Source organism: Kribbella sp. NPDC051718 (genome assembly GCF_040681515.1).
Lineage (GTDB): Bacteria > Actinomycetota > Actinomycetes > Propionibacteriales > Kribbellaceae > Kribbella.
Genome location: NZ_JBFAYZ010000010.1, coordinates 349,345 through 360,755 on the forward strand (window position 1 = coordinate 349,345; position 11,411 = coordinate 360,755).

An 11,411-nucleotide genomic window follows, 5' to 3' on the forward strand; every position below is an offset into this window, starting at 1 on the left:
CAGAATGTTGACAACGTTTTGTTGATGATGGACTGTTTCAGGGTGCAGCGCAACGAGGGTGCGGATGAGGTGGCGAGTGATCAGCGACAGGCCCAGCGAGAGCGGGAGGCCCGGGAGCAGTTGTTGGCGGTCGGAGCGGATCAACTGGTCCGGCGGCCGTGGCAGGTTGGAGCGATGCCGCCTTCGGCAGTCGATCTGATCCAGTTCTTCCTGTGGCGCTCGAGTTCCGCGCCGGTGAGTGAGCCGGGCGGGGCTGATCAGGAGATGGTGCAGGCGGTGGTGGCTGCGCTGCAGTTGTTGCCGGCGGCGCGGGCGGAGATCGATCAGCTCGAGACCGGGTTGTTGTTCGCGGCGCGGGGGCTTGGGCTGACCTGGGCTCAGATGGCCCAAGCACTCGGACTGAATTCACCCCAGGCCTGCCAGCAACGCCTCGACCGCCTCACCTCCCGAAGCGGCCGACCGGCCGAAGGGCTCGCGCCATGACAGATGCTTCCGCGACGGGGTTGCTGGTGTTGCATGCGGTTCGGTTGAAGGGGTTCGGGGACGAGGTTGCGGTCGCCGCGCGATTCGGGCTCGAGGTGGACGTGGCGGCGGAGCTCTTGCTTGATCTGCAGGCGTACGGGTGGGTTGCGTGGAGTGAGTTCGCCGGCTCTGGCGGTTGGTCGCTCACGGAGACCGGGCGGGCCGAGAATGCGCGACAGCTTGCCGCCGAACTCGACCAGGTGGGTGGGCGACCGGCGATTCAGCAGGCGTACTCGGACTTTCTGCCGCTCAACGGGCGGCTTCAACGAGCTTGCACCGATTGGCAGCTGAGGCCGACGGCGAGCGACCCGCTGGCGTTCAACGATCACACCGACCTGGACTGGGATCAGCAGGTCATCGACGAGTTGGGCGCACTGAGCGACTCACTGAAGAAAATCTCGGCCGGGATCTGCGGGGTGCTGGGACGGTTCGACGGATACGACCACAGGTTCGCTACGGCGCTGGAGAGGGTGCGAGCAGGAGACGGGAGTTGGGTTGACAAGAGTGGCGCAGACTCCTGTCACACGGTGTGGTTCGAACTGCACGAAGATCTGATCGCCACCCTGGGCCTGACCCGAGGCACCCACTGATGAGCGCAATCCGGCACGTGCTGTTCGACGCCGACGGCGTTCTGCAGGACATCCCCGGCGGCTGGTACGCGGCGATGGTGCCGTACCTCGGGGGGAGAGCGCGGGAGTTCCTGCACCGGACTTGGAAAGACGAGTTGCCGATGCTCGCGGGACAGGGTGACTACCTGCCGTTGCTGGCGGCGACGCTCGCGGAGTACGAGGTGGAGACTCCTGTCGAGGTCGTCTACCAGGACGTGTGGCATCGGATCGTGCCGGTCGAGGAGTCGTTCGCGATCGTGGAAGCCCTTCGGCAGAAGGGTTATGGCGTGCACCTGGGCACGAACCAGGAGAAGTACCGCGGCGGCCACATGCGCACAGCTCTCGGCTATGACGAGCTCTTCGACGTCAGTTGCTACTCCTATGACCTCGGAGCCGCCAAGCCCGACCCGGCCTTCTTCGTCGAGGCCGCGCGGCGGATCGCCGCCGACCCGACGGACATTCTGTTCATCGACGACAACGCCGCGAATGTCGCAGGAGCAGTCAGCGCCGGGTTCGCCGCTGGGCAGTGGGAGTTGTCCCAGGGGCACGACGCTCTCGTCGCGCTGCTCGCCCGGTACGGCGTAGACGCTCAGGTCGGGCCTGTGGGTCGGTCAGTTGGAGAATGACCGACCCACAGGGCGAGGTCAGTCGGCGGTGACTCCGTTGGACTCGAAGTCGTAGGTCTTACCGCCGAGCTTCAGGGCGTCGACCGCGCCGGAGAAGGCGTAGTCGCGGCCCTTGCTGATCGTCGCGGTGAGCAGCTTGGCACCGTCACCACCGTCGTCCAGGTAGGTGAGCATCTCGGTCCAGGTGCAGCGGGCGCCGTTGATCGAGCAGGGCGTCGCGTTGAACAGGCTGCCGGTGAGACCCCAATGCTTGACCGTGTCCGTACTGGCGTTGAAGGCCGTCCACTCGTTGGCGGCTCCGTTCGACGGGACGTAGACCAGCGAGGAGTAGTTCGAGGCGACCGCGGCCACGTTCGGGTCGATCTCGAAGATGATGCTCGGCATGTTGTTGCCCAAAGCATTGTTCTCGCCGGTCGTGTAGACCGAGAAGCCGACCGTGCCGAGATCCGTCACGTTCTGGCCGGCGAAGTCTGCCTCGTTGCCGAAGGCGACCTTGTCGGTCGCGGACGCCGTGTGCAGGTTGAGGGCACCGTCACCGAGCGGCGCCTGGGTGGAGGTCGTCGCCAGCTGGGCATCGGCCGCACCGATCACGTTGCGGTGCACCGTGCCCCAGTGCTTCAGGTACGCCGGTCCGGTGGCGTTGAGCTTCGCTTTGACCGCGGCGTTCAGATCGGCCTCGGTGAGGGTGCCGTCCTGGACGGTGGCCGCGTTGACGGTGTTCGGGTTCGGGGTGCGCAGCAGCGTCACCAGCGCAGGCGCCAGATTGTCCTGCGCGATGGATCCGAGCCCGTAGTCGGTGTGCGCGATGCTGCCGTTCACGATTTGGCTGCCGGCCACCGAGTTGGCCGCCAGCGGATAGGTCACCGGCGCGGCCGACGCACCGGTCACCCCGGCATTCGCCGCTCCACCGCCGAGCACCGAGATGCCGACAGCGGTGACGACCAGCGTGAACGCGGATCCGGCCGCCAGGAGGCGGTTTTTCGAGTTGGACATGATTCCCCTTGCTTCCGCCCCGAACGGGGCGGAATGGCGGTGCGGCCAGGAGTCGAACCCGACTGAATCCCCGTGCACCTGGCGGCCTGCGCCGCTCACTCACCGTCAACGTAGGTGCACCCGGAGGTGAGCGGAACAGCCAAGCGGCCCGCAAAGGTCCTGACTTTGTCCGGCAAAGGGCCTGCGGTTGGTCAGCCCGCCAGGGGATGACCAACCGCAGGAGCGATCAGGAGGGGTTGATGGCCAGCCCGTAGGCGCCGCGGCTGCCGTAGGTGGAGTAGCCGGTGTTGAGGGGGTCTCCGTAGCCGACGTTGTCGATGCGGAGGTAGTAGGTGCCGGGCTGGAGGGTGCTGGTCACGGTGGCGCTCAGGCCCGTCGGGGTGCCTGCGTTGGACTGGCCGGAGGCCGGGTCGGCTGAGGTGACTACCGTGCCGGCGGAGTTGACCAGGTCGAGCTTGATGTCGAGGTTGCCGCCGATGGCAGCCGCGCTGGCTGTCGCGGTGTAGTTGCCGGCGGTGGCGACGTCGACGCGGTAGACGTCGGTGTCGGTCTCGGCGGCGATGAAGCCGTTGGCCGTGGCGCCGACGGCGAGCGTCGCGGCGGCGCCGGTGGTGTCACCTGCTTCGTCGGTGCGCAGCGCGAGGCCGTGGGTGCCGATGACCGAGTAGTCGTCCTCGGGGTTGTTCGCGCCGGAGTACTCGCCCTTGCTCCACTGGCTGATGCCCCGGTAGTAGCCGACGCCCATGATCGGCGCCCAGGAGCCGTGGCCCTCGTAGTACCCGACGGATGCGGTGCCGTCGTGGCTGAGGCCGACGTTGTGGCCGGCTTCGTGGGACGCGGCTTCGGCGAGGTTCTTCGCGCCGGTACCGACGCCCTTCGTGAACACCAGCGCGGGTTGGTAGTAGTCGTGCTGCCCTGCGTTGTCGTAGACGCCGATGTAGGCGACGCCGCCACAACCGCAGCCCGACTGGTACCAGGTGTCCGGATCGATCAGTACCCGCGTGCCGTACTGCAGATCCGAAGCGCTCGTCCGGTTGATCGCGTCCTGCGCCGGCTGCTGCGTCGTCACGTCGACATCGAAGGCGGCGTAGTCCTCCGCGACCCGCGCCCACACCTCGTGTACGACGTCCTGCTCGGCCGTACCGAACACCGCCGGATTCCCGTCGGTGTCGTACGGCGAGACGTTGACCGGGTCGATCGCCTTGTCGGCGTTCCACGCGCTGCCGGTGATGGTGTGACCGTCGAAGTCCAGATAGAGAACCCGGTTCGAACCAGGCTTGCTGTGCAGCTCGAAGGCCGGTCCTTCGGCTGCGCCGACTGCTTCGGTCGCCCAGCGCGGCGATGCCTCGGGAGCCTTCTGGGCTGGAGTCAGCACGGGCTCACGGAAGAGCAGCCGGCCGGTGGAGTCGAGCCACGCGGTTTTGTCCGTGGCGAGAGTGTCACGGAGCCGCTGCTCGGACAGACCGTTGCGCTGGGCAACTTCTGCCAAGCGGGTCTGGATTTTGCCGAGCGCGGTCAGACCGGGCGTCGGCTGGGAGATGAGCTGATCGAGCGGTAGTTGTTGGGCGTCGGCTTGATTACCGGCAACAACTGCCAGTGCTCCGAAGACGACGGCACCGGCACCTACCAGAGCACCGGTACGGCGGAATCTGTTCTGCACGTTGGATCCTCACTGGTCTACGTCCCCCCGCGGACGTAGCCGGGGACATGTGGACGGGCCGAGCGCCCACATGTCCCGGGCCACAACTAGGTCGGTCAGCCGGCGGTGACCTTGACGGCGTACGCGCCGCGGCTGCCGTACGTCGAGTAGCCGGTGTTCAGCGGATTGCCGTACCCCGCGTTCTCGACGCGCAGGTAGTACCGCCCGGCGCTCACCTGACGGCTGATGCTCGCGCTCAGGCCGGTCGGCGTACCGGAGTTGGTCTGCCCGGATGCCGGGTCGGCCGTCGCGACGACAGCCCCGGACGAGTCGAGCAACTGCAGCTTGATGTCCAGGTCGCCACCGACCGCCGCCGAGTTGGCGGCGAAGGTGAAGGTACCCGCGGACAGGTCGACGCGGAAGGTGTCGACGTCGGAGTCGTTGGCGTAGACGCCGTTGACCGCAGTACCGACCGTGAGCGCGGTCGCGTCCGAGGTGCCGTTGCCGTGGTCGTCCGCGCGCAGCGCCAGGCCGTTCTGCCCGACGACCGCGAAGTCGTCTTCCTTGTTGTTCGCGCCGGAGTACTCGCCCTTGCTCCACTGGCTGATCGCCTTGGAGTAGCCGACGCCCATGATCGGCGCCCAAGCACCGTGGCCGCTGTAGTAGCCGACCGACGCGGTGCCGTCGTGGCTGAGCCCGACGTTGTGGCCGGCCTCGTGGGACGCGGCTTCGGCGATGTTCTTCGCGCCGGTACCGACGCCCTTCGTGAAGACGAGGGCGGGCTGGTAGTACGAGTGCTGCGACGTGTTGTCGTAGACGCCGACGTAGGCGACGCCACCACAACCACAGCCGGACTGGTACCAGCTGGTCGGGTCGATCACGACGCGGGTGCCGTACTGCTGGTCGGACGAACCGGACCGGGTGATGGCCGACTCGGCCGGCGCCTGCGTCGTCACGTCGACGTCGAACGGCGCGTAGTCCTCGGCGACCCGAGCCCATACCTCGCGGACCACGTTCTGCTCGGCCGTGCTCCAGTTGCCGGTGTTGCCGTCGGTGTCGTACGCCGTGATGTTCACGGTGGCCGGCTTGCCGTTGGCGTTCCAGGCGGTACCGGTGATCGTGTGGCCGTCGAAGTCCAGGTAGATGACCCGGTTCGAGCCGGCCTTGCTGTGCAGTTCGAAGGCGGGCCCGGTCGCGGCCCGGACCGCTCGGGTGGCGAAGGCAGGCGACTTGGTGGTCGCGGAGCGCTGCTTGGCGCTGGCGACCGGCTCGGAGTAGAAGAGCTTGCCGTCCTTGTCCAGCCAGCTGGTCTTGTCGGTCGCCAGGATCCGCTGCAGCTTCTGCTCGGCGATGCCGTTGCGCTCGGCCAGCTCGGCGAGTCGCGGCTGCAGCTTGCCGAGGGCGGCCTTACCTTGGAGCGGTTGGCCGCCGAGCAACGAGGCCAACGGAGCTGGGGACGGAGTCTGGTCAGCGCCTGCCTGGTTCGCGGCGACAACGGCCAGCGATCCGAACAAGACGGCGCCGGTGCCAACCAGGGCACCGGTTCGGCGGAACCTGCTTTGCATTCTGGGGTCCTCCTCGGGGACTCCTGACGGCTGCTCGGCGAGTACGCCGGGGCGGCGGGGAGCAGCGTCATGCCTCACTTGTGGTGCGCTCGCGCGCACTCTGCGTAGAGTGCCCCATCGGTTGCCTCGGTGTATACATTTCCCCGAGGAATTTACATTTCCCGGTATCGTGTGACGTGGATCACATCGAGCGGGTTGTCGATCCGGCCGGACCTCACCCGACGCGTCGTCGAAAGCAGGACAAACCGCGACGAATCGGAGACGACCATGAAGCTCACACTGCACACCTTCCTCAGCATCGACGGCGTCATGCAGGGCCCGGGCGGCTTCGAGGAGGACCGCAGCGGCGGCTTCGACCGCGGCGGCTGGCTGATGCCGTACGGCGACGAGGTGATGGGCGAGATCGTCGAGGGCTGGTTCGCCAAGGCGGACGCCATCCTGCTCGGCCGGACGACGTACACGATGATGGAGGCGTACTGGTCGCAGATCCACGACGGCAGCAACACGGCCACCGGCCTGAACGACCTGCCGAAGTACATCGCCACCTCCACCCCGCTCGAGCCGGTCTGGAACGACAGCACCACCATCAGCGGCGACATCGTCAAGCAGGTCGAGGAGCTCAAGGCGAAGCCCGGCCGCGAGTTGCAGATCCACGGCTCGTGCGCGCTGGCCCGCACGCTGCACGCGGCCGGCCTGATCGACGAGTACCGGCTGATCACCTTCCCGGTCGCGGTCGGCACCGGCAAGCGGCTGTTCACCGAGGACGCCCCAGCGACCGGTTTCAAGCTGATCGAGAGCCGCGTCACCGGCACCGGGGGTGTGTACTCCGTCCTCACCCCGACCCCGTTCCTGACCGGAACGGCGACGATCGAGGACGGCAGTTCCACTTTCGGCGCCTAGGCCCGAAGTTCCGGAACCACAGGCTCTTGACGAGGCGAATCACCTCTCTGATAGTTAGGAAAGTTTACTAACTATCAGAGAGGTGAAAGATGCGTAAGTTCCGCCCCATCGCACTTGCCCTCGCCCTGTTCGGCGCCGCGTTGTTGGTGCCGACCGTCGCGACCTCAGCGTCCGCAGCGACCACCACCTACCAGGCCGAGAACGCGGCCCGGACCCAGGGAGTGGTCGAGTCCAACCACGCCGGCTACACCGGTACCGGGTTCGTCAACTACGACAACGTGACCGGCTCGTCCGTCACGTTCACCGTGAACGTCGGCACGGCCGGCAACGCGTCGCTCGCGTTCCGGTACGCCAACGGCACCACGGTCAACCGGCCAATGACGGTCGCTGTCGACGGCACCACCGTCGCGACCCCGCAGTTCGCCAGTACCAGCGTCTGGACCACCTGGAACACCACCACGGTGAACGCCAACCTGTCAGCCGGCTCGCACACCATCAAGACCACCGCGACGACCGCCAACGGCGGCCCCAACCTCGACTCGCTCACCGTGACGGACGCCGGTGGCGGTGGCGGTGGCGCTCCGACCGCGGCCGAACTGCTCGCCAAGGTGACCAGCTGCAGCCAGATCTCCAACGGCACCTACAAGACCGACGAAGAACTCGGTCGCACCATCCCGGTCTGCGGCAAGAACGGCGCCGTCTTCTGGAAGGCCGACATGGACATCGACTGCGACGGCATCCGCACCACCCAATGCAACGAGAACACCGACTGCTGCTTCCAGCCCGACACCGCGTTCCACACCTCGGCCGACGCGCCGTTGAACGCCGCGCAACTCCCGTACGTCGTGGTCCCGAGCCCGAGCAGCACCTGGAACTTCCAGAACTTCGGGATCGCCGGTGGTGGCGTGGTCGCGGTGATCTACAACAACCAGGTCACCTATGCCGTGGTCGGTGACACCGGTCCGACCGACATCATCGGCGAGGCCTCGTACGCCGCCGCGCAGCAGCTCGGCATCAATCCCGACCCGAGCAACGGTGGCACCGACTCCGGCGTCACCTACATCGTGTTCAAGAACTCGACCATCAACCCGATCGAGGACCACAACCTCGCCGTCTCCCGTGGCCAGGAGCTGGCGCGGACCTTCATCAACAACAACTAAAGGAGCAGCACCTGGCGGATCGACGTACCGGCCGCCAAGGTGTCGAAGGCTTCGTTGAGGCTCTCCAGGCGGACCGTCGAGGTCAGCAACCGGTCGACCGGTAGACGGCCCGCCTGGTAGAGCGCGATGTAGCGGGGGATGTCGCGGCTCGGGATCGCCGATCCCAGGTAGGAACCCTTGAGTGTGCGCTCCTCCGCGACCAGGCTGACGGCCGGAATGCTCAGCAGCTGCGAGGGATGCGGGAGCCCGACCGTCACCGTGGTCCCACCGCGACGAGTCGCGGCGTAGGCCTGACCCAGTACTACGGAACTGCCGACCGTCTCGAAGGCGTAGTGCGCGCCCCCACCCGTCGCTTCCCGCACCTGCTCGACCACATCGTTGCCCCGGGCATCGATTGCGTGGGTGGCGCCGAGCTCCAGCGCGAGCGCGAGCTTCTCCGGTACAACGTCCACTGCAACAAGCGGATGCGCCCCGACCAACGCGGCGCCGAGCAATGCGGACAACCCCACGCCACCGAGCCCGAAGACGACCGCGCTCTGCCCGGCCTGGACCCTTGCTGTATTGACCACAGCGCCGACGCCGGTCATCACCGCACAGCCGAACAGCGCGGCGATCTCAGGTGGCAGCGACGGATCGATCTTGACTGCGGACCGCGCCGAAACCACTGCGTGGTCGGCGAACCCCGAGACACCCAAGTGGTGGTGAAGGTGCCCGGCGGGCGAGGGGTGCTGGTTGGCGGGCATGCTCAGGCGGCGTTCGCCGGAGAGCAAGGTGCCAGCGGTGTTGGCGGTGGCCCCCGGTTCGCAGAGGGCTGCTCTGCCTTCTGCGCAAGGGGCGCAGGTGCCGCAGGCTGGTACGAAGGCGAAGCCGACTGTGTCGCCGGCCCTGAAGTCGGGCGACTCCGACTGGATCACCTCACCGGTCGCCTCGTGGCCGAGGAGCATCGGCATCACCCGGGGGCGGGAGCCGTCGATGACCGAGAGGTCCGAATGGCAGAGGCCCGCCGCGCGGATGCGAACCAGCAGCTCACCCGGGCCGGGCGGCGCGAGGTCGACCTCCTCGATCGCGAGCGGCCGCGATTCGGCGTACGGGCTGGGGAGGCCCATCTCCCGGAGTACTGCGCCGCGGACGATCATCCGGTGATCCCTTCCAGAGCGGTCCGGATCGGGGGCGGGATGGGAACGGGTCGACGCTCGGAGCGGTCCACGAAGACGTGCACGAACCGGCCGGTCGCCGCAGGCTCTACGACACCGTCCCGGAACAACCCGATCTCATAGCTGACGCTCGAGTTGCCGAGCTTCGCCACCCGCAACCCGGCGTCCACGGTCTCCGGAAACGCCAGCGACTGCTTGAAGCTGCACTGCGACTCGACACACAGCCCGATCACCTCACCGCGATGGATGTCCAGCTCCCCCACCCGGATCAGGAACTCGTTGATCACCGTGTCGAAGAAGCTGTAGTACTCGACGTTGTTCAGATGCCCGTAGACGTCGTTGTCCTTCCACCGCGTCCCGATCGCGAGGAAATGCGGATAAGCGCTCCGATCCATCCGTCCACCCTAAGGTGATGCGATGACCTACGTGCTGATTCCGGGCGCCGGTTGCACCCCATGGCACTGGCACCCGCTGACCGCTGAACTCCAGGCGCGCGGCCAGGAGGTCATCGCCGTCGACCTCCCCTGCGACGACGCGACCGCCGGGCTTCGCGAGTACTGCGACGCGGTGCTGAGCGCGGTCGGTCAGCGTTCCGGGCTGGTCCTGGTCGCCCACTCGCTCGGCGGCTTCACCGCGGCGGCAGTCTGTGAACGGTTGCCGGTGGAGCTGATCGTCTTCGTCGCGGGCATGATCCCGCTCCCACATGAGGCGGCGAGCGAGTACTGGAGCAATACGGAGTACGACTGGAACGGCGATCCGGACTCGGACTACTTCTTCCAGGATCTGCCGGTCGAGCTCGCTGCCGAGGCGAGGCGGCGACTGAGACCGCAGGCCGGGCAGCCGATGGACGAACAGGCGTTGTTCGACCGCTGGCCGGACGTACCGATACAGGCCGTGATCGCGACCGAGGATCTGCTGTTCCCGGCCGGCTATCTCCGCAAGCTGACCGTCGATCGGCTGGGGGTCGAACCGGCTGAGCTGCCCGGCGGGCACTTCCCGATGCTCGGGCACCCGGTCGAGCTGGCCGACCTGCTGCAGAGCTGGCGGCAGGTCGAACCTACGGATGCGTAACTTACGGTGCCGTAGGGTGGGGGCTATTCGCCCCGACGAAGGAGACCCGGTGACAGACAAGCTGGTGACGAACCTGCTGCACGAGCTGGAGCCTGTCGTCGAGGAGAATCTCGAGCGGCATCTGGCCATCACCAAGGACTGGAACCCGCACGACTACGTGCCGTGGAGCGAGGGGCGCGACTTCGCCTTCCTCGGCGGTGAGGACTGGGCGCCGGAGCAGTCCCGGCTCGATCCGGTCGCCAAGGTCGCGATGATCACCAACCTGCTGACCGAGGACAACCTGCCCTCGTACCACCGCGAGATCGCCACCCAGTTCGGGCTGGACGGCGCGTGGGGCACCTGGGTCGGCCGCTGGACCGCGGAGGAGGGCCGGCACGGGATCGCACTGCGCGACTACCTCGTGGTGACCCGCGGCGTCGACCCGGTCGAGCTCGAGGTGGCCCGGATGGCGCACATGACCGCCGGGCACCAGGTCGACAAGAACATGCTCGAGGCGATCGCCTACGTCAGCTTCCAGGAGCTCGCCACCCGCGTCTCGCACCGCAACACCGGCAAGGCGACCGGCTGCGCGATCGCCGACCAGTTGCTGGCGCGGATCGCGACCGACGAGAACCTGCACATGATCTTCTACCGCAACCTGGTCTCGGCCGCCTTCGAGTCGGCTCCGAACGAAACCATGCGGGCGGTCGTCAACGAGGTTCGGGACTTCTCGATGCCGGGCGCCACCATGGAGGGGTTCGCCCGGAACTCGGTGACGATCGCCAAGGCCGGCATCTACGACCTGCGGCTGCACCACGACGAGGTCGTCGCCCCGATCCTGCGGATGTGGAAGGTCTTCGAGCGCGAGGACCTCAGCGGCGACGGCGCCAAGGCCCGCGACGAGCTGGCCGAGTTCATGACCGCCCTCGACGCCCAGGCCTCCCGCTTCGTCGAGCAACGCACCCGCCTCCTCGAACGCCAGGCAGCCCGCGCCAACTAACTCGTACTACGTACGCCGCGCCCGGCTGGGTCGGCGCCACGCTCGGGCGCGTGAACGCCGCGCTCGGCTGCATCGGGGGCGAGCCGCTTCGGCATGCCGAAGCGGCTCGCCGAGGCGCTTTTGTGGGGCCGGCGCCCGGGGGTTAGGAAAAGGGGGGGGTGGGGGAAGAGTGGAGGGAGGAGATGGTGGTGTAG

Annotated in this window: 12 protein-coding genes; 7 read left to right on the plus strand and 5 right to left on the minus strand. The window is 67.3% G+C overall.

The window, feature by feature from the left end; all coding sequences use genetic code 11:
* Window positions 1–42 precede the first annotated feature (42 nt).
* The 3 genes from AB0M15_RS33165 to AB0M15_RS33175 are packed head-to-tail and all read left to right on the plus strand — an operon-like array spanning window position 43 to window position 1,756.
* Window positions 43–483: a hypothetical protein gene (locus tag AB0M15_RS33165; protein WP_363827127.1), complete on the plus strand. Its 441-nt coding sequence runs from the start codon at window positions 43–45 to the stop codon at window positions 481–483.
* The gene (locus tag AB0M15_RS33170) at window positions 480–1,112 is read left to right on the plus strand and encodes a transcriptional regulator (RefSeq protein WP_363827130.1); all 633 of its coding nucleotides are present in this window, start codon (window positions 480–482) and stop codon (window positions 1,110–1,112) included. The genes AB0M15_RS33165 and AB0M15_RS33170 overlap by 4 nt, the downstream gene beginning before the upstream one ends.
* A complete protein-coding gene (locus AB0M15_RS33175; RefSeq protein ID WP_363827133.1) occupies window positions 1,112–1,756 on the plus strand; it encodes an HAD-IA family hydrolase in 645 nt (214 codons plus the stop codon). The genes AB0M15_RS33170 and AB0M15_RS33175 overlap by 1 nt, the downstream gene beginning before the upstream one ends.
* Before the next feature lie 18 nt (window positions 1,757–1,774).
* On the opposite strand, the gene AB0M15_RS33180 is transcribed toward AB0M15_RS33175, so the two are convergent.
* The 3 genes from AB0M15_RS33180 to AB0M15_RS33190 form a co-directional block, all read right to left on the minus strand.
* Window positions 1,775–2,749 (minus strand): hypothetical protein, encoded by a 975-nt coding sequence (locus AB0M15_RS33180; RefSeq protein ID WP_363827136.1) that lies wholly within the window; start codon window positions 2,747–2,749, stop codon window positions 1,775–1,777.
* A 226-nt stretch (window positions 2,750–2,975) separates the two neighbouring features.
* The gene (locus tag AB0M15_RS33185; protein WP_363827139.1) at window positions 2,976–4,409 is read right to left on the minus strand and encodes a pre-peptidase C-terminal domain-containing protein; all 1,434 of its coding nucleotides are present in this window, start codon (window positions 4,407–4,409) and stop codon (window positions 2,976–2,978) included.
* Between the two features lie 95 nt (window positions 4,410–4,504).
* On the minus strand, window positions 4,505–5,953 hold the full coding sequence (locus tag AB0M15_RS33190; protein ID WP_363827142.1) for a pre-peptidase C-terminal domain-containing protein: 1,449 nt from the start codon (window positions 5,951–5,953) through the stop codon (window positions 4,505–4,507).
* A gap of 267 nt (window positions 5,954–6,220) precedes the next feature.
* On the opposite strand from AB0M15_RS33190, the gene AB0M15_RS33195 reads away from it, so the two are divergent.
* Together AB0M15_RS33195 and AB0M15_RS33200 are read left to right on the plus strand one after the other, a co-directional pair.
* The gene (locus AB0M15_RS33195) at window positions 6,221–6,853 is read left to right on the plus strand and encodes a dihydrofolate reductase family protein (RefSeq protein ID WP_363827145.1); all 633 of its coding nucleotides are present in this window, start codon (window positions 6,221–6,223) and stop codon (window positions 6,851–6,853) included.
* A gap of 89 nt (window positions 6,854–6,942) precedes the next feature.
* Complete coding sequence (locus tag AB0M15_RS33200) at window positions 6,943–8,013, plus strand: glycoside hydrolase family 75 protein (protein WP_363827148.1); 1,071 nt, start codon at window positions 6,943–6,945, stop codon at window positions 8,011–8,013.
* Here the strand turns inward: AB0M15_RS33200 and AB0M15_RS33205 are convergent.
* Together AB0M15_RS33205 and AB0M15_RS33210 are read right to left on the minus strand one after the other, a co-directional pair.
* Window positions 8,010–9,149, minus strand: a complete 1,140-nt coding sequence (locus AB0M15_RS33205) for a zinc-dependent alcohol dehydrogenase family protein (RefSeq protein WP_363827150.1) — start codon at window positions 9,147–9,149, stop codon at window positions 8,010–8,012. The genes AB0M15_RS33200 and AB0M15_RS33205 overlap by 4 nt on opposite strands.
* Window positions 9,146–9,562: an acyl-CoA thioesterase gene (locus AB0M15_RS33210; RefSeq protein WP_363827153.1), complete on the minus strand. Its 417-nt coding sequence runs from the start codon at window positions 9,560–9,562 to the stop codon at window positions 9,146–9,148. Before AB0M15_RS33210 ends, AB0M15_RS33205 begins: the two co-directional genes overlap by 4 nt.
* Window positions 9,563–9,584: 22 nt before the next feature.
* Between AB0M15_RS33210 and AB0M15_RS33215 the strand changes: the two genes are divergently transcribed.
* Window positions 9,585–10,238, plus strand: a complete 654-nt coding sequence (locus AB0M15_RS33215; protein WP_363827158.1) for an alpha/beta hydrolase — start codon at window positions 9,585–9,587, stop codon at window positions 10,236–10,238.
* 49 nt (window positions 10,239–10,287) lie between these two features.
* Complete coding sequence (locus tag AB0M15_RS33220) at window positions 10,288–11,217, plus strand: acyl-ACP desaturase (RefSeq protein WP_363827163.1); 930 nt, start codon at window positions 10,288–10,290, stop codon at window positions 11,215–11,217.
* The last annotated feature ends 194 nt before the right edge of the window (window positions 11,218–11,411 follow it).